A 24,226-nucleotide genomic window follows, 5' to 3' on the forward strand; every position below is an offset into this window, starting at 1 on the left:
AAGTAGGACGGCCGGCTGACAGTCGCTGGCCAGGGCCGACAAACATTACTAAAACAGAAAAATCCCCGCATGCCAGCGCATGGAGCCCACAATCGGATTCGAACCGATGACCTCTTCCTTACCAAGGAAGTGCTCTACCTACTGAGCTATGTGGGCCGATCACGCTGACAGTCTGCGAAGAATGCTTGGTTCCCTCTGGAGCGGGAAACGGGACTCGAACCCGCGACCCTCAGCTTGGAAGGCTGACGCTCTAGCCAACTGAGCTATTCCCGCCAACAGATGGAAACCCTATTTATGCGAAGCGTTTTGGAATCGGCTTCGGACAACGTCCCAGTTCATACGGCTGATGCCTCCTGGAAATCGCCACCCGTAACTTCATCCGGCAAGTTCTTAGTGGTGGAGGGGGGAGGATTCGAACCTCCGAAGTCTACGACGACAGATTTACAGTCTGTTCCCTTTGGCCGCTCGGGAACCCCTCCAGGGGATGCTTTCAATTTTCAAACGGGCTGGACGCCCTCTTTGCTCTTTGGAGCTGGCGACAGGAATTGAACCCGCAACCTGCTGATTACAAGTCAGCTGCTCTACCAATTGAGCTACGCCAGCGCAGGAGGGGATATATACACCAGCAGCATTTCGATTGCAAGGTTTTTTTCACCCCGGCACACAATCGCCTGACGAGGCAGAACTTATATTTCATTTGCCGGGGCTTGTCAACATCCTTTGATTTTTTTTGAATTTCTCTCCAGCCCCAAAGGAGACAGGGACGTCGGCCGGCCCGGCGCCTCAGGAGCAGGAATCGAATCCTTCCCTTTCGAGATAGGCGCGGATTTCTTCTTTATCGTCCGGCGTCAGGCCGAGAAATTCCACGCCCATCTCGTCCTGGGGAACGACGGCCTGGATCCCCGGCATCCGCCGACTCACCCAGACGACGCGGCCGCGACAGGCAATCAGGCGCCCCGTCCCGGGGAGAACGAACTGGAGAAAGACGTCGCTGTTCACGGGGAGGAGGGGGACGGCGACAATCAGGGCGCCGCCTGTCCCCAGGGTCAGCGTCGTGCCGGCCGAGAGTTCGTCCTGATTGCGGCCGCAGAAGACCCGGAGGGAGGCCCTGGCGCGGGATGTCGCCCGGGAGGTCACGTCGAGAATGCGCAGCGTCACGGCCACCAGATGCTGCCGGTCGATGGGGCGCCGGATGACCTCGTCGCACCCGGCGCGATAACAGCGGGCGTACGTCTCCCCGCTCCCGTCCGGAGCGACGATGACGACGGGTATGGAAGCCAGAAGGGGGTCGCTCTTGAGAAGGCGGCAACAGGCGTCGCCGGGGAGATCCTCCATGGCGAGATCGACAAAGACCAGATCGGGAACGTCGGCCCGGGCCATCTCCAGCGCCTGCAGGCCGTTCTGCGCCACCAGCAGGTGAAAGTTCCGCCGGCGGAAAAAAGTCCTTTCCAGCCCGCGCAGCAATTCGACGTCATCGGTGAGCAGAATCTTTTTGCGACTCACTGCGATCTCCTCACCCTTGACACGCCCTGGCGCCGCCTCTCCGGGGAGAGGGCCATCCCCGCTCCCCTTCGGTCCCTATCGCCCGACAGGCTCCTGGAGAATAATTAATTCCTAATTATCCTTCCGAAGAGGTCTTGTCAATGCCAAACGACGGCCGACTCTCCCCCTTGACATTCATGACCGGATCGGTTATGTTTCTAACCGACAAGCGCAACATTTAGGGGCATCCCTTCCCTCCTGGGGGTGCCCCATTTTTTTGTCCCACGTTTCCCCGGGTCAGGACGAACCGGTCCCCCCTCGGCCCCCCCTGATTTATCCCTCCTGAACACCCTTCTCTTTTCCCAGCCGTTGCCGCACCACCTCGAAGAGGGCCACCCCCGCAGCGACCGAGGCGTTGAGGGAGGAAACGCTGCCATGCATGGGGATCGACAGAAGATGGTCGCAGTGGCGACTGACGTTGGGGCGCATCCCCGCACCTTCGCTGCCGACCACCAAAGCCAGGTCCCCCGAAAGTTCGGCCTGGTAGAGGGTGGTGGCGCTCTCTCCGGCCAGACCGTAGATCCACACCCCCTCCCCTTTCAGGGCCTCGAGGGTCCGGGAGAGGTTGGTCACCTGACAGAGGAGAATATGCTCCAGGGCTCCGGCGCTGGCCTTGTCCACCACCCCCGTCACCGGGCAGGCCCGGTCCTTGGGGACGATGACCCCGTGGCAGCCGCCGGCCTCGGCGCTGCGCAGGATCGCCCCCAGGTTATGGGGATCGGTGATGCCGTCGAGCACGACGAAGAACGCCTTCTCCCCCGAATTGCGCCACAGTGCGACCAGGTCCTCGAACGCCACATAGGCGAAGGGTTCGATGCGCAGCACCGCCCCCTGATGATGGGGATTTCCCGCCAGCCGATCGAGATCCCCCTTGTCCCGCATGCGCATCGGGACCCCCGCCGTCTGCGCCTCGGCGATCAACTCCTCGATCCGCGCCGAACGCTGATCGCGGGCGACGAACATTTCGAGGGGACGCCGCCGCACCCCCTGCAACCCCTCCCGCACCGGATTGATTCCGTAAACAAATTCCGACATCGGTCAGACGCGCTCCAGGGCAAGGGTCATTTCGGCGAGAATGGCCTCCGCCGCCGCGACGGGGTCGCTCGCCGCCGCGATCGGCCGTCCGATGACCAGATAGTCGGCTCCGGCAGCGATCGCCTCGCCGGGAGTCGTCACCCGCTTCTGGTCGTCGAGGGCGGCAAAACCGGGGCGCACGCCGGGGGTGACCACGGCAAAATCCCCGCCGCAGGCCTGACGGATCAGCCCGACCTCCCGGGGAGAGGCGACGACGCCATCCATCCCCGCCTCCTGGGCGAGACGCGCCAGACGGGGCACCATCTCGGAGACCGGCCGATCGATGCCGACGCCGCGCAGGGTCTCCTCGGTGGAGGAGGTCAGGATCGTCACGGCCAGCAGCAGGGGACGATCCTTGTTTCCCCGGGGATAGAGGGCGTCGACTTCGGCCACGGTCTTTTCCATCATCTCCCGGCCGCCGAGGGCATGAACGTTGAACATCCGGACTCCGAGACGACAGGCCTCGACGCCGGCCATGGCGACGGTGTTGGGTATGTCGTGATACTTGAGATCGAGGAAGACCTCCCCCCCCTCGCCGCGGATCATGTGCACCACCTCCGGGCCGCAGCGGGTAAAGAGCTGCTTGCCGACCTTGAAGAGTCCGACCTGGCGATGCAGGAGCTTGACCCATTTCTCCGCATCCTCGAAACAGTCGACATCCAGGGCAAAAATCAGCCGTTTTCTGGCTTCTTCGTTCATTCACTCCTCCCGATAAGGGTTTTAACGCGCCGGGAAATCTCCTGAACCCGCCGGATCAGATCGGCCGACTCGCTGACGCCCAGATCCCGCCGCGCGGCGATACATTCCATGTAGACCACCTCGCTGAGGGCATCGGCGAGAAGGCGCTTCTTTTCCCCCTCCTCGAGGCCGGCAAGGTTGGCCAGGATCCTGGTGCCGTCGACGGCGCCGTCTCCCTGGAAAGAGACATCCCGGAAGACGTAGGAGAAGGGCTGGGGGAGATCCCGCAGAAAGGTGCGCAATTCCTGCTCGAATCCGCTGTTTTTTTCACTGACACGGCGAAAAAGGGAGACCAGGGCGCCGTTGAAGACCGAGAGGATCTCGCCGAGATCGCCGTCGATGGCCACCTCCGCGGCCTCCTCGAGGCGCACCGCCCCCTTTTCGAGAAGGTGGTAGAGGATCTTGAGGGCTTCGAACTCCCCGAGGGCGCTCTTGCGCAGGGTCGTCCTCACGTCGTAGCGCCCCTGGCGGAGCAACCGGACCATGCGCTCCTCGGCGGGGCTGAGCCCCTCCTCCTTTTCGCCGGTCGGCACCGGCAAGAGATCGAAAGAGGGGATGCGGCGCAGAAAGAGGGCCCGTTCATCGACCCGCTGCAGTCCCTCCATGATCAGGTTCTGGGTGCTCATGGAGAGGCGAACGATTTCCTCCTTCTCGAGGACCTTGGCGACGAAGGAGTAGCTCCCCTGATGAAAGGCGAAAAGATGGTAGACGATGGCTTCAACCTGATTGCGGCTGGCCAGCCACAGATCCTTGGGGGTGACGACCTTCCTGTCGACGAGAATCTTGCCGATGGTGGTGCGTCCGGTGGCAAACTGCCGGGCCTTCTGCAGCGTCTCCTGGTCGACCTTTCCCAGGGAGCTGAGAACCTCGCCCAGATCCTCCTCGGGGAAGGTGCTGGTGGCGAAGACGATTTCTCCCTGCTGGAAGTAGAGGGACTTGGTGCCGCCGGCAAGGTAAAAGCGCAGCACTCCGGTCTTGCGGAACATGTTGAAAAAGGAGAGGAGATCGGCCACCCCCAGTTCGCCGAGGATCCCGGTGAGGACCAACGGCTCACCGGGATCGGGGGAGGTCAGCAGCAGGTGCTGACCCGAGTAGGAGGAGAGTTCGAGGGCGCGGGACCCGATCTCCCGGGCCGCCTGCTGGGGAACGGCGATGCGACCGTTGCTGTCAATGGTGATCTTGCTCATGACCTCGACCTACCCTTCCCTGTGTTGTCAACCTGGAGATCCGGGGACGCGCGGCTCAGAGCAGGGCCTTGCGGACCCGCTCGGTCAGAAGTCCGGCCGCCTCGGCCAGCGGAAGCATGGTGCGCTCCCCGCCCCGGCGTTCCTGGAGCTCCAGCGCCCCCTCCTTGAGACCCCGGGCGCCGACGGTGACCCGCAGCGGAATGCCGATGAGGTCGGCATCCTTGAACTTGCTGCCGGGGCGCTCGTCGCGGTCGTCGAGAAGGACCTCGATCCCCGAATCCTGAAGGGCCCGGTAGAGGTCGACGGCGGCGGCGTTGACCGCCTCGTCGTTGGGGTTGACCATGGTGACCAGCACCTGAAAGGGGGCGATCGGCATGGGAAAGATGATCCCGTTCTCGTCGTGGTTCTGCTCGATGGCCGCGGCGACGGTGCGGCCGACGCCGATCCCGTAGCACCCCATGATCAGCAGCCGCTCCTGCCCCTGGTCGTCGAGGACCGTGGCGTTCAGGGCCTTGGAGTACTTGGTGCCGAGCTTGAAGACGTGACCGACCTCGATCCCCCGCCAGCTCTCCAGTTTGCCGGCGCAGCGCGGGCACGGGTCGCCGGCCACGGCCTGGCGCAGATCGGCCAGAGCCTCCACGGAAAAATCCCGACCGAGATTGACGCCGGCGAGGTGCAGGTCCTTCTCGTTGGCGCCGCAGATGAAGTCGGCCATCCCCGCCACCTCGTGGTCGGCGAGGATGCGCAAAGAAAGGCCGACGGGGCCGGCAAAACCGCTCGGCGCGCCGGTGACCCGGATCACCGTCTCCTCGCTGGCCAGTTCGACCTCGTTGCACCCGAGAAGCCGGCAGAGCTTGATCTCGTTGAGTTCGCGGTCGCCGCGCAGGAGGACGGCGAGATGTTCGCCGCCGTCGGTCTGCAGGATCAACGTCTTGACCAGGCGCTCGGGAGCCGTCTCGAGGAAGAGGGCCACCTCCTCGATGGTCTTGCGCGCCGGAGTCAAAACCCGGGACATCTCCAAAGTCGGTGCCGGAGGAGAGGCGACGGAATTCCGGACCTCGGCCTTCTCGACGTTGGCCGCATACTGGCAGCTGTCGCAGGAGACGATGGCGTCTTCCCCCGAATCGGCCAGAACCATGAATTCGTGGGAGGCGGTGCCGCCGATGTTGCCGGTGTCGGCCTCCACCGCCCGGAATTTCAGGCCGCAGCGTTCAAAGATCCGCCGATAGGCCTGATACATCTTCTCGTAGGCGACGTCCAGCCCCTGCTCGTCGATGTCGAAGGAGTAGGCATCCTTCATGATGAATTCGCGGCCGCGCATGAGCCCGAAGCGGGGGCGGATCTCGTCGCGGAACTTCCCCTGAATCTGGTAAAGGTTGAGGGGGAGCTGCCGGTAGGAGCGGACCTCGCGGCGGACGATATCGGTAATGACCTCCTCATGGGTCGGGCCGAGGCAGAAAGAGGTGTCCTTGCGGTCCTTGAGGCGCATCAGCTCCTTGCCGTACTGCTCCCAGCGCCCCGACTCCTCCCAGAGTTCGGCGGGGATGACCATCGGCATCAGCAGTTCGATGGCTCCGGCGCGCTCCATCTCCTCGCGGATGATCCGCTCCACCTTGCGGATGGAGCGCAGCCCCAGGGGGAGGTAGCTGTAGATCCCGGCAGCGACCTTGCGGATCATGCCGGCCCGCAGCATGAGCTGATGGCTGGTAATCTCGGCGTCGGCGGGGGTTTCCTTGAGAGTCGACAGAAGATATTCGCTGTAGCGCATGGACTCTGTACCTCTTGAATGGGATGGGAGCGGGCGGAGGGGCCGCCGGGGCGGAAAAAAGAGATAGAAACCTAGCGTATTTTATCGGGAAAAGCAAGGAAACTTCGGCCCTCTTCCCCCCGGTTCAGGGCTTCTCGGCGGCCACTTTCCAGGCCTCGGCCACCAGGGCGTCTGCCAGCTCGTGCTGCGGGACCTTGCGGACCACCTCGCCGCGGCGGAAGAGGAGCCCCTGACCGCGACCGCCGGCGATGCCGACATCGGCTTCCCGCGCTTCCCCGGGGCCGTTGACCACGCACCCCATGACCGCCACGGTGATCGTCTTCGGCAGGTCGTGGAGGCGTCTTTCCACCTCCTCGGCGATGGGAATCAGATCGATCTGGCAGCGTCCGCAGGTCGGGCAGCTGATGAATACCGGCCCGCGTTCCCGCAGGCCGAGGCTCTTGAGGATCTCCCAGCCGACCCGCACCTCCTCCACGGGGTCGCCGGTGAGAGAGACCCGCAGCGTGTCGCCGAGGCCGCCGTAGAGGAGGGTGCCGATGCCGACGGCGCTCTTGACGGTGCCGGCCCAGGTGGTTCCCGCCTCGGTGATCCCGATATGCAGCGGGTAGTCGACCTCGGCGGCCAGGAGGCGGTAGGCCTCGACGGTGCGGCGGATGTCCGAGGCCTTGAGGCTCACCTTGATCTCGGCGTAGCCGAGGTCCTCGAGGATGCGGATGTGACCGAGGGCGCTCTCGGCCATCGCCTCGGACGTGGGGTGGCCGTACTTCTCCAGCAGCTCCTTTTCCAGGGAGCCGCCGTTGACGCCGATGCGGATCGGGACGCGCCGCTCGGCGCAGGCCCGGACCACCTCCTCGACCTTCCAGCGCGCCCCGATGTTCCCGGGGTTGAGACGCAGCCCGGCGACCCCGGCGGAAAGGGAGGAGAGGGCCAGCTGGTAGTCGAAATGAATGTCGGCGATCACCGGCAGGGAACTTCCGGCACAGATCGACGCCAGGGCGGAGGCGGCCTCGGCATCGGGAACGGCGCAGCGCACGATCTCGCACCCGGCCTCGGCAAGACGGCGGATCTGGCCGAGGGTCGAGGGAACGTCGCGGGTGTCGGTGCTGCACATCGACTGGACGGAGACGGGGGCGCCGCCGCCGATGGCGACGGAGCCGACGTGGATCTGGCGGGTGAGGCGGGGCATGGCGGCAACCTCCACAGGGGGGATGGCGGGGTCCTGAAAACGCCCCGGAAGGGGTCGAGTGTACCGGCGGCGCGGCGGCTGCGTCAAGCAGACAAGAGATTGACAGGAAACCGGTGAGAGGTTAATGTGCCAGAATTCAAACGGACCAGCAAGGACGAGGCATTCAAGATCATGGCAAAAGAACCCCAGACTCCCCGAAAACCCGGCAAAAGGCGGACCGCCCCCCGCTCCCTGGATATCGTCATCGAACGCCTCAACGACGAAGGGATCGGTGTCGCCCGCCACGAAGGGAAGGACCTCCTGGTCCCCGGCGCCCTCAAGGGGGAAGCGGTCTCGGTCGTCATCGAGCATAAGGGGCAGCACCAGCTCATCGGCCGCCTCGGGAAGGTTCTGCGCAAGAGCCCCAGCCGCACCGTCGTGAACCCCTGCAAGCACGCCGGGGCCTGCCAGGGGTGCTCGCTCATCGCCATGAACTACCAGAGCCAGCTCTACTTCAAGCAGGACAAAATACGCTACGCCCTCGACGCCTACGACCCCCTCAAGGGGATCCGGCTCCACCCGGTCTGGGGAGCGGCCCATCCCTTCGGCTATCGCACCAACGCCAAGCTGGTCATGGGGAAGGAGCGGGGGAAGGTCAAGATCGGCCTCTACCGCCGTGGCTCCCACGACGTCGTCGACATCGAGGACTGCCCCCTGCACCACCCGCTGATCAACCGCATCGCCAAGGTCGTCAAGGACGAGGTTGAGCGCCAGGAAATCTACATCTACAACTCCGTCACCCGTCGCGGCCTCCTGCGTTACCTGGCCATCAAGGTCAGTCCGGGACTGGGCAAGGCGATGGTGACCTTCGTTACCGCCGAGCGCAACTTCCGCGAACTGACCCATATGGCCAAAGGACTCAAAAGCAAGGTCCCCGAAGTCGTCTCGGTGCAGCAGAACATCAACCCCTCCTCGGGCAACGTCATCCTCGGCAAGGAGACGGTGCGCATCCTCGGCACACCCGACCTCATCGACCAGGTCGGCGACATCCAGCTGCGCATCGCCCCGTCCTCCTTCTTCCAGGTCAACAACGACCAGGCCGCCCGCATCTATCAACTGGTGCGCGAGTGGGCCGCCCTTGCCCCCGGCGACTGCGCCGTCGATCTCTACTGCGGCATCGGCGGCATCGCCATGAACCTGGCCCGGGACGGCGCCCGGGTCATCGGTATCGAGGTCGTCGAGGAGGCGGTGCGCAACGCCCGGGAGAACGCCCGGATGAACAACATCCGTACCTGCACCTTTGTCGCCGGCGACGCCGCCGAACTCGTCCACGACCTCGCCCTGGAGATCCCCCCCGGTGGCGTCGCGGTGGTCAACCCCCCGCGTAGCGGCTGCGACCGCGAGGTCCTCGAGGCCCTGGCCGGACTCGAGCCGCGCACCCTGATCTACGTCTCCTGCAACCCCCTGACCCTGGCCCGGGACCTGGACATCCTTTCCTCCCTCGGCTACCGCACCGAGGAGATCCAGCCGGTGGACATGTTCCCCCAGACGCCCCACATCGAAGCCGTGGCCCGGCTGGTGCCGGCGCAGGGGTAGAAAAGCTCGGATGGCCCTTGCAACCGATGGCCCTTCCCCCTATAGTTAGGCGCACCATCGACTATAATCTTCCGGAGAACCGATGAAGACCCTGGACTGCCGCGCCCACAAATGCCCCCACCCCGTCGTGGAAACCCGCAAGGCCCTCCTTGCCGCTCCCGACGCCCCCCTGCGGGTCCTCCTCGGCGATCCGATTGCGGTGGAAAACGTCAGCCGCCTCGTCAGGACCCTCGGTTTCAACATCATAACCGGCGACACCGAAGGGGGCGTCTCCCTCGAGCTGACCCCGGGGAGCACCGTTCAGAAGAAAGGCGCGGCGGCCATCCAGGGGAAGACCGTGGCGCTCATTGCCGCCGACACCCTCGGCAGCGGCAGCGACGAGCTGGGGCGGATCCTGCTGAAGAACTACTTCTTCACCCTCACCGAACTCGAGGTCGTCCCCGACGTCCTCCTTTTCGTCAATGCCGGGGTCAAGCTGACCTGCACCTGCTCCGAAGTCCTCGAGGCCCTCGACAAGATCGCCTGCATGGGGACCGATATCGCTTCCTGCGGCCTGTGCCTCGAATTCTTCCACCTCAAGGGTGATCTCAAAGCCGGCCGCTCCACCAACATGCTGGAGATCGCCGAAACGTTGCAGCACGCCGGGCGGATCATCCGCCTTTAACATTGCACAACCCCTTTTTGGGAGTAGGCAGTAGTCTGGTGACGCTCCCGGTCTTCAAAACCGGTGGGGGGCGTATCCCGTCCCCGGTGGGTTCGATTCCCATGTACTCCCGCCAACAACAGAAGAGGCCGGCTCCCGAAGGAGCCGGCCTCTTCTGTCTTTGTTGCACCGACATGAGCCTTTTTTCTATAGCTATTGAGCACTTTTTTTATTTTATGCCCTATTGACTATATCCTAGTTTTATAGCTTAATAGCTATACGCTTTGAAGAAGTCGACCTTATAGGTAAGGAGATCGCCATGGGGACAAAAGCCACATCACCGACAAGTCTTGGGCTCATTGTTCGGGATGCGCGAAAAAAGAAGGGATTAAGCCAGACTGCGGCCGGAAAGTCGGTGGGTATTGACCAACCGACCTTGTCAAAGATTGAGCGTGGGGAATCCAACGCCCGCATAGACACGCTATTTCGCCTTCTCGCAGCTCTGGACATGGAAATCATCCTGAGGCCCCGCAATAAAGCATCTGACCAGCATGAAGGAGATAACTGGTAATGGGCCGCAAACGTCAAGGAGCAGAACTTTTTGTCTTCATGAACGGCGAAAAAATTGGCCTCCTCTCCCGCGTATCCAGCGGGAAGCTGGAATTCCGCTATGAAGCCGGTTGGCTGAGGAGCAAATCAGGCCGGCCCCTGTCACTTTCGATGCCCATGGCGGAACAAATCTATTCTGGCGATATCGTCGAGAACTATTTTGACAATCTTCTTCCTGACAGCCAGCCGATCAGGAACCGCATTCAGAAAAGGTTTGGCGCCCGCTCCAACAGAGGATTTGATTTATTGTGGCACATCGGCAGAGACTGCGTCGGGGCAATACAGCTTTCCCCTGAAGACATCCTGGTCGATGTGCAAAAGATCGAATCCGAACCGTTGAGTGATGCGGACATTGCCGAAACACTCCAAGGCTACAGAACCATGCCCCTTGGCATGCGGGAGGACAGGGAATTCCGCATTTCGCTGGCCGGGGCACAGGAGAAAACGGCTTTCCTGAGGCGCAATGATAAATGGCATCGCCCTTTGGGAACCACCCCGACGAGCCACATTTTCAAGCTTCCGATTGGACGAATCGAACACAGCAACCTGGACCTGAGCGATAGCGTCGAGAATGAATGGCTTTGCCATGCCGTTCTCAAAGCCTATGGCCTTCCTGTTGCACACACGGAGATGATGTCGTTTGAAGGGGTAAAGGCCTTGGTCGTTGAGCGATTCGATCGCCGCTGGTCCGAGGACGGAACTTGGCTGATACGCCTCCCGCAAGAGGATATGTGCCAGGCTCTGGGCATTTCTCCCTCGCTGAAATATGAATCCGACGGCGGCCCCGGCATTGAGCAGATCATGGAGTTGTTGCTTGGATCAAGTAACGGCCTTGCCGATCGCAAAACCTTCATGACCCAGGTCTTTCTGTTTTGGGTCATGGGGGCAATTGACGGACATGCCAAGAATTTCAGCATATTCCTGCGTCCGGGAGGAGCATTTCAACTCACGCCTGCCTATGATGTGATCTCCGTCTATCCTCTGGTCGGCAAAGGGCAATATGAGCAGAGAAAAGTGTCCATGGCGATGTCCTTAAAGGGGAGACAGCACCATCACCTCTGGGAGCAGATGTTTCATCGCCACTGGATATCGACCGCCAAACGATGCAACTTTCCGGAAGACGAGATGGCTCAGATCATCGAAAGAGTCCTGGCAGACCTGGATCGGGTCATCGCCCAAGTCGAGGGGGAATTACCCAAACAGTTCCCGGACGATGTTGCAACCCCGATTTTTGAAGGGATGAAACGAGCGAGAGAGCGTATCCGGGAATAATACAGAAGAGGCCGGCTCCCGAAGGAGCCGGCCTCTTCTGTGCTTGTGGCACCGAGGTAGGATATACCAAAAGCAATCTCTCCTCCAGAGTGATCAGGACCTTTGGCAAATCCGACTCGTTGATGTACCAACTCACCCACGCCCGGCGATCACGAGAAAATTTGAGTAGAAATTCCTTTTTGTGACAACGATGTGTGATAGGCAAGACGTGCCCCGGCTAAAAGTAACGACATCCGCGCGGCTCAGCAACTTGGGCATGTCCAACCCGGCTGTTCCTTGGCAAGTGGGACCCGGTTGTTGCGATGAGTGTTGCCAAGGGAAAGTAATGCATCTGGGCCGTGGCAAATAAAGAGGTGCCCGCAAGCTCGCGGACACCTCTTTATTGTGCCGAATTATTATTTGTTTCAGACTTTGCTGTAGCGTTATCACTCAATGGAGGGTGAGGGGTTGACTTGGACCGCCTGTTCCGAGCGCCTGGCTTTGGCTGGATATTGAGCGACTGACAAATCCACCTACTTTGGCAAGGGTATCGGCGGTAGCATCTTTGAGTTCAACGAACTGGTCGAACTCGCCCTCGGCTTCAAATCGCACAAGTTCATCGTGGACAGCCCTATCCTTGATGTTAACACCGATTAAGATCGTCAGAAGCGATTCTATTTCTTCGTTGAGTAACGATTTCTTCTTTGCCTCGGCTATTTTGTACGGAGTTGCCTTTGATCTGTTGTCACAACCATCAGTGATGACAAAGACGATCCCGTTGGTGTTGAAATCTTGCTGCACCAGGCTCTTTGCGTACCCGGCGGTAGCAGCAACAGCGTCGTAAGTCGCGTCAAAGAGGGCGGTCATGCCTTGCGGAGAAAGCTTTTGGTATTCGTCACCGCTGAGCATGCCGAGCAGTTTGAAACCATGGACCTCCGTGCAGTTATCGTTGAAACCAATGACGCGAATCATGAGATTTTCTTTTCTTGGGCTGCGCTGGCAGGCACGCACAATTTCCTTGAGGGTGGCAATCAACTCGGACCTGAAACTTGAAACACTGCTCGACTGGTCTACGGCCACAGTGACCAAAGTGTACTCAGTCGCCCCGAGGTCTTCGATGCGCACCGCCGAGTATTGAAAGGAACTTCCCGGTATCGGCATATTATCCATTTTGTTCATCAGTTTGCCCATGGCTTCTCTCCTTTCTGATTCAAGCCAAAAATTCTTTTGAAGTAGTGACGTTCATTCCTCTTGCTTTGAGGTCTTTGACAAATGCCTCACCGAGGTTTTCGAAGCCGGTAACATTGGAGGCGCAGTCCTCGATGAGCCAGAGCTTTTTGATGCTTCCCTCGCCAAAGTTATCAGCGATGTCGCGCACCGTGTTCGCGAGGCAGTGAGATTTGGCTTGTCCCATGACGGCGATTAAGTCCGCCGATTCTATTGCTTTGATCAAATCGGTATTCAAAAGGGTTCCCGGGTCCTCAGGGTCAGGAACGTCAGCCTGAATTGCACTATAGTGCTCAGTCCAGAAATTCGAGCCTTTGGTGATCATCTCTGCCATGGCGAAGCACTTGAGTTCCCATGCGCTTACGGCGTTGAAAATGTCTTCCTGAATGGCGTGCCCCCACGATCCAATCAGGCAGTGAGGCGGCCAGATGCAGAGCGGATAGCGGCTGTTATCCTTTAGGCGATTGACATACTCCGTGGCCCGCTTCAGAAATGCGGGATTGGTGGTGATGTATCGACCCTTGGCCACGTCTTCGGCGGTAATGATGGTGAAAGGTGCCGGATGCTGGCCGTTTGCACTGTCCTGCCAGAAAAGAGGATGGGCAATATCGACATTGTGGTGAGAATCCAGGGTGATGCGAATGTTGTCGATCTTTTCGCCAAGCCGACGAATCATTGCTGCGGTGCGCAAGGAGTCGTCTTTGGCGCCGTTGACATAAAGGGCGCCGTTTGGTTCACAAAAATCACGTTGCGGGTCAATGATGAGAAATTGCAGTTCCATGGTGTCTCTCCTTTCAAGTTGTGGTCTAGTGTCCGGTTGTTTTGAGACGATACAGCTTGGTGTTGTCGATAATGAAAGCCCGGTTGCCATTGTTTGCGATGCGCATGTTACCGGTCAATCTTGGATCATCGAAAACCTGTTGAGCGGCAGCTCCTTTTAGCCGATGGAAGAGGCCCAGTTTCCCGTCGTATCTCAGGTGGGCGACAACACCGTTATCGAGGACAGTGAAACTGGGGCTGTGATAATCGACGTCCTGCTCTGTCTCGATCTGATAGGTCCCATTTTTCTCGTCAACGCGCAGAATGTGCAGGTCGTATTTACCTGAGTCTCCAGTCAAGGCCATCACAACCCCCTTGTCGTGTCTGGCTTCCTGAATTCTCATACCGTCAAGTTCAGGAACGTGAAGGATCTGACAGGTCGGCGTCGGGTTACTTCCCGGAAGAATGATCCACGTCGAACCGAGCGCGTTTTGGAATCCAACCTGGTCGAAAATTCGCGTAGCGTACGGCATGACCGACCAGGATCTTCCCGCAGCAGGGAGGATCTTTCCGGCGACGTGATTGAGGGAGACCGCTGTCAGTTGTCCCTGGTTACGAACGAACAAGTTGTTGCCTGCAACCAGGACATCCTGTGCCGCCAGCACAATGGGTAGCTGAGCGTGGTTGGTTTTAAGTTGGAGCAGCCTGTTTTTGATCGTGACGTTGACAATTTCTCCCGTGACCGGCGACACGATGTAGGCGTCTTGCACATCTCCTGCGATCACTACCCTTCCCTTCAGGTCAAAAACTCCTGCCGTCGTTATCAGGTTGTCACCTAGCAGTCCAATGATCGTTATGATCTGTTCGCTCTCAAGAATGAGTTCCAGGGCGGTTCCGGACGCGATGGAAACGACTGGTTTGGTTAGATTGATAGGACCAGCAACACCCGGTGGCTCGATTCGAAGGCCGTTCACGTAGAGGGCTTCAAACCATTTTCTGTACTCTGAAGGGATGAGGCTCATTTCTCGCGCAGTACGTGGCAGGGTCACGTCTTTGTTGAAGACGGAAATGCTGTCCTTCATGCGGCCTTCTAGATCCCCGCGTTTATACTGAGCATGCGTCCCCTTAAAGGGGTGAATGCCGACAAAAAGCTGAAAGGCAAGGATTGAAAAGCTGTACCAATCGGTCAGAGTCGACAGCGCTTGGCTCTGATAATCCTTGACTGCTGGCATGATGGCCGCCGCAGGGTAGCTTCGGGTCTGATATGAATCGACATCAATGAAGTACGGTATCCGCAGTTGTTGCTCGTCCACCATGATGTTCATGTCGTTTACATCCACCATCAGGCATCCGGGTTTATGAATGTGCTTGAGGACGTTTTCGATCTCTTTAACGAGATCGGCCGCATTCTGGGCATTGAAGCCTACCCTGTCCCTAAAGTCGTTCGTAAAGAGCTTGCACAAGCTAATGGTTTCGTTCAGCCGCTTCATCGCATATCCAATCTCCTTGCCCTTGTCGTCGGCAGCCAGAAAAAGAGGGCGAATAATCTGCGGGTGGTCGAGAGTTGCGAGTTCGTCTAGTTTCCCTTTCAGAAGGCACTTGGATGGATCTTTGTATATTTTGATTGCATGGTCATTGAGCAGATAGACTTGGCCTTCGCCACCTTCGGCGGCAAAGTCGTTATGGTTTAAGTTGACCTTTTTAACCGGATTTGATTGCAGCCAGATCGCCATGATCACTCCTTGACCAATGCCGCGAAGGAGATATCGTCTGCGGCAGAGAATCCATTTTTTTGAAGTTTTTTAACCAGGCCATTGCGAACCCTGCGTTGGACAAACGCACCGGCAGTCGTTTTGAAGGCAAGTAACTCATTTTCAAGATCGGTAACCGGAACGACGCTTCCGTGTTCATTCGTAAATGTCAGCCATCCATCGCTGCCGATCCCAACCCGATCGGTTTCGGCGTAGGGGAAGTCGAAAAGTAGCGGCCTATCTTCAGGGTTCTTGAACTCACCGTCGTTGACCCTTACTCTTGGTCCGATTTTCCGATAAGCCAAAAGCCGTTCTTCGTCTTCCAGGTAGTTAAGGTAAAACGGGGCGGAGTGGGTAAATTCGATGATGGCGTTAAGCTGCTTGGCGGATGCGAAGATGACACCGTCACCGAAGGCGAGGACGCGAAACCGGTCCGCTAGCGCGACACAAACGATTAAGGTCGCATCAAGAGCAGATTTATCGAGTCCAGGAAGGAGAAATTCTCGGGAGAGGCGTATCGTCAAATTGCCAAAATTCTTGGCCGCCATGTCAGGGTCCTTGTTGTCGAGCAAAGCGACAAGCGATGCAGCACATCTCGCCAGGATTCTGGCTCCGGTATCGGTGTCCCTGGAACCGGAGCAACCGTCGGTAACGATTGCATAGGGATAACCGTCCGCGATGCCCCCCAGAGCATAGTCTTGACAGACCAAGTGCGTGCTCCCCTGCATATAAAAGGTGTCGAAGGCATAACGGTTCATTGACGCTCCCCACTTATTGACCTACAGTCATTATCTGGCTATAAATTGACACAGAGTCAATATGCCAGTCAAGCAAAATATTGACTCAGGGTTATTAATGCTTAAGGTGGCGTTTTTGCGTGTTTTTTGTGTTACCAGGCGGGCTTCGTGACTGTGAGTTAAAATAATTATTGACCTGCTCACGATATGTATGTTGTAAGTTAGGGGGAAATGACTAGTTGCATGATCGCGGATAGCGAGTGGCCGCAGTTCCGGAGAAATGTACTTATGGGAAAATTGCCAGCTTCAGAAGCTGAATTTCTTGCTTCCTATGATCCGAAAAAGTTCGATGCGCCGCTTGCAACGGTGGATGTCACCATTTTTACCGTCATAAACGGCAGCCTTAATGTCTTGTTAGTCCGCCGCAATGAATTCCCGTATATGGATAAATGGTCGCTCCCTGGCGGTTTTATCGATCTGGTTGGAGACAACGACCTGAACGCGACAGCCATGCGTAAGCTCAAGGACAAAACGGGTGTCGATGCTCCTTATCTTGAGCAGGTTGGTACGGTCGGAAGCAAAGGACGTGATCCGCGCGGTTGGTCTTTGACAGTGCTTTATTTTGCACTCATGTCATCGGAGAAGGTCAGGCTGAGGGCAGGCTCCGGTGCATCCGAGGTGGCCTGGCGCCCAGTGCAAAACGGTCAGGTTGAAGAAGTTCTGGCGTTTGATCACGAAGAGCTTCTTAAAAAAGCCTTGGAACGTCTTCAAAACAAGGCTCGCTATACAATGCTGCCGGGCTACGTTCTGCCCGAGGAATTTACGCTGACCGAATTGATCAATATCTATCGAGTGCTACTCGAAGAGGATATTGACAACCCGATGATGCGGCGGCGGCTTCTCAGAACAAATCTACTTGAAGAAACGGGAGGCTTTCGCGAAGGAGACACTCGCCCAGCAAAGCTTTATCGATTTGCTCGCGAGGCTGCCCAACATGTTTTTGAGAGGAATCTGGAAGGTGGGAGATAGAGAAAAAGAAGGGGAAAGCTGAAGCTCCAAGTACTTGGTTTGTGTGATGCAAGTTTTCACCGAGATTAGTTATTAAAACAAAGCCCCCATCTCGCCTTGAGTTGGGGGCATTGTTTTCCTTCTCTCGCAGCGTCAGTCGCGTAGTGCTCAATGCGTTGGTACGACTTTCTCCATGTCCCAAATACCGTTCGAATTTCTAAACAATTTATCGTCTTCGTGTCTGTCATCGGGGATCAGTGTGAGTCGATACAAGGGAGTATCTTCGGTCAAGCTGAACGTGTGGCCGGATGCCAAAGTGGGGTTTTCGACAATCTGATAATAGTTAAATCGATTCATCGTGTCGGCCGCATCAGATATCGGGATTTGTCGCGATATCTGACAATCCGGAAGATTGAAATGGTGCATCCCACAGGAGTAATAGTGTTCTTCGCCGCCGATCAAGACCACAACACCACGGTATTGATCAAAGGGATTATCTGAAGACATAAGCCTGAATCCGTGAGCAATAATCTCGCATCGTGATTTTCCTCCAGAAAAGTGAGTTCGGGAGGCTGGGGCTGTACAAATTTTGAAAAACCGGCTCTCTGAGAGCCTCTGTAACCTCCGCTCTTTGGCAGTTTGTCCGCTACGCACCGGTTTGTGCCGATTTCAGGACGAGTTCGGCTGTGAACACTGCGGTGCCCGGGTTTTTGCCAGGTCTGTTGGCCGAGAGAGTGGCCTAACCGTAGGCCAGGCGCCGATAGACCCGGTCGAACGCCGCGAAAGAGAGCCCGCTGTGGCGGCTGAAGCGCAGGTACAGCCGGTGACCCGTGGCGATCAGGCGCGCAGCCAGGTACATCAGCTCCTGGATGACGGTCTTGAGTCGCCGTCGTTTGGCGCTGTGTCGCACCGGGGTTTTGTCGCCCAGCAGGCCGAGCTGGCCGATGAAGCGCAGGATGTTGTAGGCGAGCGCGGCGCAGGCCATGACCAAGCTGTTCACCTCGAAATTTTCTGCGGGGAGCCGCTCCAAATCCATGTCGGTCTTGAGTTCGCTGTGAAACTGTTCGCTGGTGCCGTGATCCTCGTAGAGGGTGATGATCTTCTCGGCCGGCAGCTTCAGGGAGGTCCACCAGCCTTCCATCTCGATGTCGGGCTCCAGCAGCAGCTGCCCCTTCTTGTCGATAGTGCGCTCGATGACGCGCACGACCCGGCGGCAGGTGAGCTCCCGTTTCGTGCCGACCTCGTCGGTCCACTGATGGGTGTCCCGGACGCTCAGCAGCGCCACCCGTTTACCCGGGCGCGGCTCGCTGATGCGGCCTTCGGCAAAGGCCCGCCGATGCCAGAGCGTCTTGCCTTGCCCCCGGGGATTCCATTTGAGGATGTAGTCGACCCGCTCGTGGCCGGCCAGTTCGATTCGGGTCTCCCAGGCATCGTGGGCCGAGTCGATCCGCACCAGAAGTGGTTCGGCCGTCAGCTTCAGGGCCTTGTGCAGCACCCGGGCGAGAAAGGGGATAAAGTTCTTCTGGCTGTGCTGGGAGCCCTCGCGGTGCTCGATCTCCAGCAGCCACCCCTCCAGGGCCAGATAGGCGGCGATCGGGGCAAAGCCGTCGAAGCCCATGTAGGTGCGCGAGACGCCCTGCTTCTTGGTCCCGGAGTTGTCCATCGTGAACACGTCGATGTCCAGCGGCACGTGACCGGTAGCCAGGGCCGAGAACAGCGCTCCGGAGTTCTGCAGAAACTCGGTGACGCTGTAGTTGACGATGGTCCGAAACGCCTGGGCGTGCTCCTTCATGCGCTGGCGCAGGGTCGGTTCGGAAGGGACCTCCGCAAGGCCCAGAGCGTCGCGGAAGAAACGATCCTGGCGGAAGCCTTCGATGGCCGCGAAGTCGCTCTTGCCGAGACAGAGCAGCCCGATGTAGCCGCGCACCACATCGGCGTGGGCGATGGCTCCCTTTTTCAGTTTGGACACCCCGTATAATAGCTTGGTCAAAGGGGTGTAGCGGTTCAGACACAGCCCGATCAGAGCGGCGCCAGAGTGGGAGGTGTAGAACTCGTCCTCGGATTTCTCGATGATGAAACGCTTCATGGAATTCACCCGCCAAGTGAGATGTTGACGGGTTGCATGCTAGCAATAATTGACAACAAATTCAATGACTTGAATGCATTGGATGGCTAATTTATGACTATAATCTCACGGATTCAGGATAAGGTCTTGCCAAACTTCCCATGTGTATGCGACGCCTGCCGACTCGATTTTCACAGCGTAGCCGCCGAGGTCTCGGATCAATGTTGTGAACTTGAGCAACCTACTTTTCTGGCCGATGACATCGAAAGGAAACCGGAGATAGACAACACTTTTGTGGGTGGCAATCGCATCTAGGACGTCTGCTGGCATCTTTCCTTGCCCAGCAATCTCGAATGCTCGTCGCATGTCATCGTATGAAGCGCAGAACTCCAGGGGCACATGATCTTTCCCTCTCGGATTCGCTAAGATGCCACCGGCAAACATGAAGTCTCCTTTGGATTGCACAATGACTCGCTGAACGAAATCCGTTCGGTCATTCCATGGTCCAGGGATGCAGATCATCATTTCTGGTGTCATGTTTTCCTCTTTCCGAACACTGGAACCACACAATCATCCCAGAATCTTGATTTCCAACTTTGTAAGATAGCCTAGGGTTTTCTGTTTTAAGGCACGAACACCTCAGATGTCAGGCCCAACTTGTTGGCCAACCAGAAAAGTCCCAACGTTGTAGAAGCGTTGCGAATGCGTCCGTCTTGGGTCATTTTTACCGCCTCATCGACGTCAAGGACGCGAACGCGAATGTCCTCGTGCTCACATTCAAGCCCCTTGATCGTGTTATCGAGGCCATGCGAATCGATCAGGCCATAGAAAATGGTGATGCGCTCACTACTCCCACCTGGAGACAAGTAGCAGTTGGTGATTCTATAGAGTGCCGTCGGTTTGCGACCGATCTCTTCTTCGCATTCCCTCAATGCCACTTCCTCATCCTTTTCGCCTTCCTTGACGACCCCGGCGGGAAACTCCAGCAGCCAGGGAGATAGAGGGTCTTCCAGGGCGCCAATCCGAAATTGCTCCACCAGGACCACTTTTTTGCGAAGTTCATCGAAGAGGACGACGGCGACGGCCTGACCGCGCTCCATCAGCTCCCGGCGAACCATCGACGATTCACCCCCGGCAAAGAGACTGTGGGTCAGTTCGATTTTGAAGATCTTCAAGAAGCCGGTGGTTACAAGTTTTCGGGAAAGGATCTTGACGTTTTCGTGTGTCAGCATGATTACCTCAGCATCAGCGAAAGGTCGCTGAGTTTATTAATGTCAGGATATTTGGCTACGATCGGGAGATGACGCCCGATGCCGAAAGATCGCCGCTGCATGCGGATAATGGGCGGGGCCTGGCGACGTTTAAATTCAGCGCGATCGATCATGCGGCAGACTCGTTTGATCGTTGCGTCGGATGTGGCCTTTAGCGTTTCGAGGTAAAGATTGCGTTCCTCCTCAGACAGCAGGTCAGATTCTATATAAATCCGCAGGATTGCATCAAGGATTTCATATGGGGGCAGCGAGTCCGTATCGGCCTGCCCGGGGGCCAACTCTGCGCTCGGTGCTTTATCGATGATCTCGATAGGAATCTGCATCTCGGGATAAGCATTGTTGAACCAGCGCGCCACCGCATAAACATCGCATTTGTACATATCACCAAGGAGGTTCAGGCCGCCATTCATATCGCCGTACAGGGTTGCATACCCTACGGCCATCTCGGATTTGTTGCCCGTACTGAGGACAAGATAGCCAGTGTGGTTCGAATACTCCATGAGGACTCGCCCACGGACCCGGGCCTGGATGTTCTCTTGGGTGAGACCACTCGGGACTTCTCCGAACGCTACCTCAAACTCGCGGACGGCAACATCAAAATCGTCCTTGATCGGTCGCGTAAATAGCTCGATGCCAAGATTCTGGCAAAGTTTCACGCTATCGTCGACACTGCCTGCGCTCGAATATTTCGACGGCATGGTAATGGCCTTGACCCGCTCCGGGCCAAGGGCTCCGGCAGCCAAAGCCAGGGTGACGGCAGAGTCAATCCCACCAGAAGATCCCACCACAACACCGGGAAAACCGAGCTTGTCGACGTAATCCCGCAGGCCAAGCATGGCCTGATTGACCATGAGCCTGGGCTCAATCGATATCTCGGAATGCCCGAAACCTTCCGCTTTGGTGAATTGACCTTTACGAGGCGCCGCCCCTTCCTCTTTGTCGTACTCAAGGATGCCGATCGCTTCCTCAAAGGAGGCCATCATGCCAACCATCTCACCGTATTTATTGACGGCAAATGAGGCCCCATCGAAAACGATCTCATCGTTGCCACCAACCTGATTGGAGTAGATAACGGGCGCATTGCATGTGAGAGCGACGTCTTTGAACACCTGGCGCCGTTGCTTTTGTTTGCCGAGGTTGCTTGGGGAGGCGTTGACACTGATGATCAGGTCCAGGCCTTGCCCCTTGAGTTCATTGACGGGGTGCGATGCATAAAGGTTATGTTCAGCCTGCCCCCAGCCATCTTCGCAAATCAAAAATCCCAGTTTGTAGCCTTTGAAAAGCCAGACGCCTTGCTGTTGACCAGGAGAAAAATGCCGTGCCTCTTCGAAAATATTGTAGGTGGGCAACAATTTTTTCGAGTAGCAAAAAGACTCGGCCCCGCTGGTGAAAACCTTGATGCTGTTTTGGAACGGTTTGCCAGCAAAGGGATTCTTCGTCACACAACCGATGACGACAGCAGCGCGCGAATTTTCAGTCGCCTTGCAGATTTCTGCCAGTGCGGCTTCTTCAGCTTGCCACACCGGATTCGAGAAGATCAAATCCTGGGGGTAGTAACCGGTCAAGGCCAGTTCGGTAAAGACAATCAGATCGACCTTGTTTTTCTGGTCGCCGATGACCTGAAGAATCTTCGTGGCATTCCCCTGAATGTCGCCGATCGTATAATTGAGCTGGGCGATAGCTATAAGCATGCCTGAGGCTCCCGAATTTAGGCTAGAAGGCGCTTAATTTGAAAAACGCTGGCTAGGTACTGGAGGAAGGCATCGTCCTCGCACATTTCCTTTCCTGGGCTATCGGAAATTTTAGCCACCGGCTGGTTACGGCAGCGGGTCATCTTGATCACGATGTTCAGAGCCGGAACCCCAAGATCGTTGGTCAGGTTGGTTCCAATGCCAAATGCGACGTTGGCTTCGCCCTTGAACGTATCGTAAATCTTGAGAGCAGTTGGGAAGTCGAGCCCGTCGCTGAAGACAAGCGTTTTCGACATCGGATCGATTTTTAACTTTCTGTAGTGATTGATGGCCTTTTTGGCCCATTCAAACGGGCAACCGGAATCATGCCGAAGGCCATCGAACAGTTTGGCGAAGTAGAGATCGAAATCGCGCAGAAATGCGTCCATTCCGACCACGTCAGTCAGGGCGATTCCCAGCCGACCCCGATACTCTTTAACCCAGGTCTCCAATGCGTAATTCTGGCTGTCAATCAGTCTCGGTCCCATTGCCTGTGCGGCCTGTAAGAATTCATGTGCCATGGTCCCGATCGGCGTAAGGGAAAGCTCGCGGGCCAGGTAAACATTGCTGGTGCCGACAAAATTGTCGGGCAATTGGTTCTTGAGCGTTTCGACAACCTGTAAGTGCCACTCGCGACTAAAGCGGCGCCGGGTCCCGAAGTCAGTGAATTTAAACCGGGCCACCTCCGGATGGCTCTTTATCAACGCGATCTTGTCAAGAAGCCTGTGACCCGCCAAATCCCAGTTCGGTTCCTTAACGGTGTTGCGGAAATAGACCTCATTGATGATCGCCAGAGCGAAGATCTCGAACATGCTCGTATAGACAAGGGGACCTTTGAACCTCAGATCGATCTCTTTACCTTGGACGTGTAGTTGAACATGTTTCATGCTGAGCTGGAAAAGCCGGAGAAAGTCGATGAAATCCTTTTTAATATAATCGAGCCTACCCAGGTAACAAAGCTCGTTTTCGGTGAACTTCAGGGTACAAAGGTACTCAAGTTCCTCGCGGATTTCACTGACAAATTGCGCCAGATCAATACCAGGATTGCGACATTTGAATTTGAACTCGCAGTCATCGGCAATTTGGAACAAGTGGTAATAGGTTTGAAGCATGGTCAGTTTATAAAGATCCTGATCGAGCAGGCTTTGAATGATTTTATTGTGCTTCGCCATTTTACTTCTCCTTGTTGAATCGATTTGCTAAATATTTTCAGGCTGCGTTTAATTCTGCTGCGGATTCAATAACTATCGCACCGAGGTTCCGCAATCCCTCGACAGCTTTTTCAATAACCTGCGCATCAAGACCGCGACATGCGCCAAGATTGAGGACGACAGCGAAACCGGCGTTGAGCAATTGAGTTGCGGTCTGGTGCACGCAATACTCCGTAGCCAGCCCTCCGACAATGACCGGCTTGATACCGTTTTCTTTCAAGAACTCAATCACGCCGGTACTTTCGCTATTGGCAAGATCGTGATAGCAGGCGCCATACGGGTGTTTTTCGGGGTCGATGCCTTTACCGACGACGAGATCGTAGTCGTTTTCACCGGGAAGCCCGGGAATCAGCAAATTGCCCTCGGTTCCGACGACACAGTGAGCAGGCCACTTGACGTCGAGGTTTGGGTAGTTGCCCGCTACAGGGGTCAGCACTTCGGCCGGGCTTGATGCAATCCACGGAGCCTTATTGGGATGACAATCCTTGGAGGCCACGCGGACCCTGGCGAACACGGCCTGGGCATTCAACTCCTCAACGATGGTGTCGCCACCCGGAACAGGGAGTTCGTTCGGGCACAACGGGGTGAAGCCGCGCTGTGCGTCAACATCAAATGCAGCCGAGGTGTTTCGATCTATCTTTTTCATCGCACCCTCCTGAATAGGCCATGAATCGCTAGACACATAATGACCCTGAGTCAATTAGTAGTCAAGTAAAAAAATGCCGTTTCAGCAAAATATCGCCATAAGATAAGCAAAACCCAACAAACATAGGCGATTGGGAAGAGACCAAGTCGCGGGCTGGAGACAGGGGAAACGATCAATGTGACTTACTGCCGTTGAAATACGGTCGGAGACCGATCCGGATACTAGAATCCAGAGGTTGAGGTAAGGGT

Annotated in this window: 22 protein-coding genes, 5 tRNA genes and 1 pseudogene; 6 read left to right on the forward strand and 22 right to left on the reverse strand. The window is 57.2% G+C overall.

What is annotated here, in order from left to right:
• Positions 1 to 80 precede the first annotated feature (80 nt).
• From DSOUD_RS14030 to ispG, 10 genes are all read right to left on the reverse strand, one after another.
• A tRNA-Thr gene (locus tag DSOUD_RS14030) sits at positions 81 to 156 on the reverse strand.
• 40 nt (positions 157 to 196) lie between these two features.
• Positions 197 to 273: transfer RNA gene (locus DSOUD_RS14035), tRNA-Gly, on the reverse strand.
• Positions 274 to 394: 121 nt separating this feature from the next.
• A tRNA-Tyr gene (locus tag DSOUD_RS14040) sits at positions 395 to 479 on the reverse strand.
• Positions 480 to 527: 48 nt separating this feature from the next.
• A tRNA-Thr gene (locus DSOUD_RS14045) sits at positions 528 to 603 on the reverse strand.
• A gap of 180 nt (positions 604 to 783) precedes the next feature.
• Positions 784 to 1,503, reverse strand: coding sequence for a response regulator (locus DSOUD_RS14050; RefSeq protein WP_053551599.1), 720 nt, complete (start codon positions 1,501 to 1,503; stop codon positions 784 to 786).
• 312 nt (positions 1,504 to 1,815) lie between these two features.
• On the reverse strand, positions 1,816 to 2,577 hold the full coding sequence (rlmB, locus tag DSOUD_RS14055; RefSeq protein WP_053551600.1) for a 23S rRNA (guanosine(2251)-2'-O)-methyltransferase RlmB: 762 nt from the start codon (positions 2,575 to 2,577) through the stop codon (positions 1,816 to 1,818).
• A gap of 3 nt (positions 2,578 to 2,580) precedes the next feature.
• Positions 2,581 to 3,315 carry an orotidine-5'-phosphate decarboxylase gene (gene pyrF / locus DSOUD_RS14060; protein ID WP_053551601.1) on the reverse strand — a complete coding sequence of 245 codons (735 nt, stop codon included), beginning with the start codon at positions 3,313 to 3,315 and terminating at the stop codon, positions 2,581 to 2,583.
• Positions 3,312 to 4,541, reverse strand: a complete 1,230-nt coding sequence (locus tag DSOUD_RS14065; RefSeq protein WP_053551602.1) for a DUF4388 domain-containing protein — start codon at positions 4,539 to 4,541, stop codon at positions 3,312 to 3,314. The genes pyrF and DSOUD_RS14065 overlap by 4 nt, the downstream gene beginning before the upstream one ends.
• 55 nt (positions 4,542 to 4,596) lie before the next feature.
• Positions 4,597 to 6,309, reverse strand: coding sequence for a proline--tRNA ligase (locus DSOUD_RS14070; RefSeq protein ID WP_053551603.1), 1,713 nt, complete (start codon positions 6,307 to 6,309; stop codon positions 4,597 to 4,599).
• Positions 6,310 to 6,433: 124 nt separating this feature from the next.
• Positions 6,434 to 7,495 (reverse strand): flavodoxin-dependent (E)-4-hydroxy-3-methylbut-2-enyl-diphosphate synthase, encoded by a 1,062-nt coding sequence (ispG, locus tag DSOUD_RS14075; protein WP_053551604.1) that lies wholly within the window; start codon positions 7,493 to 7,495, stop codon positions 6,434 to 6,436.
• A 171-nt stretch (positions 7,496 to 7,666) separates the two neighbouring features.
• Here ispG and rlmD point away from each other — a divergent pair, with 171 nt between their 5' ends.
• The 5 genes from rlmD (at position 7,667) to DSOUD_RS14100 (ending at position 11,594) form a co-directional block, all read left to right on the forward strand.
• A complete protein-coding gene (rlmD, locus tag DSOUD_RS14080) occupies positions 7,667 to 9,070 on the forward strand; it encodes a 23S rRNA (uracil(1939)-C(5))-methyltransferase RlmD (RefSeq protein WP_053552398.1) in 1,404 nt (467 codons plus the stop codon).
• Positions 9,071 to 9,152: 82 nt separating this feature from the next.
• Complete coding sequence (gene yedF / locus DSOUD_RS14085; protein WP_053551605.1) at positions 9,153 to 9,734, forward strand: sulfurtransferase-like selenium metabolism protein YedF; 582 nt, start codon at positions 9,153 to 9,155, stop codon at positions 9,732 to 9,734.
• Between the two features lie 19 nt (positions 9,735 to 9,753).
• Positions 9,754 to 9,849: transfer RNA gene (locus tag DSOUD_RS14090), tRNA-Sec, on the forward strand.
• Positions 9,850 to 10,032: 183 nt separating this feature from the next.
• Entirely contained in the window at positions 10,033 to 10,284 is a 252-nt protein-coding gene (locus DSOUD_RS14095) for a helix-turn-helix domain-containing protein (RefSeq protein WP_053551606.1), read from the forward strand.
• Positions 10,284 to 11,594 carry a type II toxin-antitoxin system HipA family toxin gene (locus DSOUD_RS14100; RefSeq protein ID WP_053551607.1) on the forward strand — a complete coding sequence of 437 codons (1,311 nt, stop codon included), beginning with the start codon at positions 10,284 to 10,286 and terminating at the stop codon, positions 11,592 to 11,594. Before DSOUD_RS14095 ends, DSOUD_RS14100 begins: the two co-directional genes overlap by 1 nt.
• A 127-nt stretch (positions 11,595 to 11,721) precedes the next feature.
• Here DSOUD_RS14100 and DSOUD_RS19235 read toward each other — a convergent pair.
• From DSOUD_RS19235 to DSOUD_RS14120, 5 genes and pseudogenes are all read right to left on the reverse strand, one after another.
• A pseudogene (locus DSOUD_RS19235) lies at positions 11,722 to 11,799 on the reverse strand (transposase); the annotation flags it as partial.
• Positions 11,800 to 12,023: 224 nt separating this feature from the next.
• Entirely contained in the window at positions 12,024 to 12,764 is a 741-nt protein-coding gene (locus DSOUD_RS14105; protein ID WP_053551608.1) for a VWA domain-containing protein, read from the reverse strand.
• Between the two features lie 19 nt (positions 12,765 to 12,783).
• Positions 12,784 to 13,581 carry a cysteine hydrolase family protein gene (locus DSOUD_RS14110; protein ID WP_053551609.1) on the reverse strand — a complete coding sequence of 266 codons (798 nt, stop codon included), beginning with the start codon at positions 13,579 to 13,581 and terminating at the stop codon, positions 12,784 to 12,786.
• Between the two features lie 25 nt (positions 13,582 to 13,606).
• Positions 13,607 to 15,292: a protein kinase domain-containing protein gene (locus DSOUD_RS14115; protein WP_053551610.1), complete on the reverse strand. Its 1,686-nt coding sequence runs from the start codon at positions 15,290 to 15,292 to the stop codon at positions 13,607 to 13,609.
• Positions 15,293 to 15,294: 2 nt separating this feature from the next.
• Positions 15,295 to 16,068, reverse strand: coding sequence for a protein phosphatase 2C domain-containing protein (locus DSOUD_RS14120; RefSeq protein ID WP_053551611.1), 774 nt, complete (start codon positions 16,066 to 16,068; stop codon positions 15,295 to 15,297).
• A 267-nt stretch (positions 16,069 to 16,335) separates the two neighbouring features.
• Here DSOUD_RS14120 and DSOUD_RS14125 point away from each other — a divergent pair, with 267 nt between their 5' ends.
• On the forward strand, positions 16,336 to 17,076 hold the full coding sequence (locus DSOUD_RS14125; RefSeq protein ID WP_053551612.1) for an NrtR DNA-binding winged helix domain-containing protein: 741 nt from the start codon (positions 16,336 to 16,338) through the stop codon (positions 17,074 to 17,076).
• A 147-nt stretch (positions 17,077 to 17,223) separates the two neighbouring features.
• On the opposite strand, the gene DSOUD_RS14130 is transcribed toward DSOUD_RS14125, so the two are convergent.
• From DSOUD_RS14130 to DSOUD_RS14160, 7 genes are all read right to left on the reverse strand, one after another.
• A complete protein-coding gene (locus tag DSOUD_RS14130) occupies positions 17,224 to 17,562 on the reverse strand; it encodes a DUF4261 domain-containing protein (RefSeq protein WP_053551613.1) in 339 nt (112 codons plus the stop codon).
• A 232-nt stretch (positions 17,563 to 17,794) separates the two neighbouring features.
• Positions 17,795 to 19,141, reverse strand: a complete 1,347-nt coding sequence (locus tag DSOUD_RS14135; RefSeq protein WP_053551338.1) for an IS1380 family transposase — start codon at positions 19,139 to 19,141, stop codon at positions 17,795 to 17,797.
• A 105-nt stretch (positions 19,142 to 19,246) separates the two neighbouring features.
• Complete coding sequence (locus tag DSOUD_RS14140) at positions 19,247 to 19,657, reverse strand: hypothetical protein (RefSeq protein WP_157671883.1); 411 nt, start codon at positions 19,655 to 19,657, stop codon at positions 19,247 to 19,249.
• 86 nt (positions 19,658 to 19,743) lie between these two features.
• Positions 19,744 to 20,352: an NUDIX domain-containing protein gene (locus DSOUD_RS14145; RefSeq protein ID WP_053551615.1), complete on the reverse strand. Its 609-nt coding sequence runs from the start codon at positions 20,350 to 20,352 to the stop codon at positions 19,744 to 19,746.
• A gap of 2 nt (positions 20,353 to 20,354) precedes the next feature.
• Positions 20,355 to 22,082, reverse strand: coding sequence for an NAD+ synthase (locus DSOUD_RS14150; RefSeq protein ID WP_053551616.1), 1,728 nt, complete (start codon positions 22,080 to 22,082; stop codon positions 20,355 to 20,357).
• 17 nt (positions 22,083 to 22,099) lie between these two features.
• On the reverse strand, positions 22,100 to 23,293 hold the full coding sequence (gene pncB, locus DSOUD_RS14155) for a nicotinate phosphoribosyltransferase (RefSeq protein ID WP_053551617.1): 1,194 nt from the start codon (positions 23,291 to 23,293) through the stop codon (positions 22,100 to 22,102).
• A gap of 37 nt (positions 23,294 to 23,330) precedes the next feature.
• Positions 23,331 to 23,978 carry an isochorismatase family protein gene (locus DSOUD_RS14160; RefSeq protein ID WP_053551618.1) on the reverse strand — a complete coding sequence of 216 codons (648 nt, stop codon included), beginning with the start codon at positions 23,976 to 23,978 and terminating at the stop codon, positions 23,331 to 23,333.
• Between the last annotated feature and the right edge of the window lie 248 nt (positions 23,979 to 24,226).

This window comes from Desulfuromonas soudanensis, assembly GCF_001278055.1.
Taxonomy (GTDB): Bacteria; Desulfobacterota; Desulfuromonadia; order Desulfuromonadales; family WTL; genus Deferrimonas; species Deferrimonas soudanensis.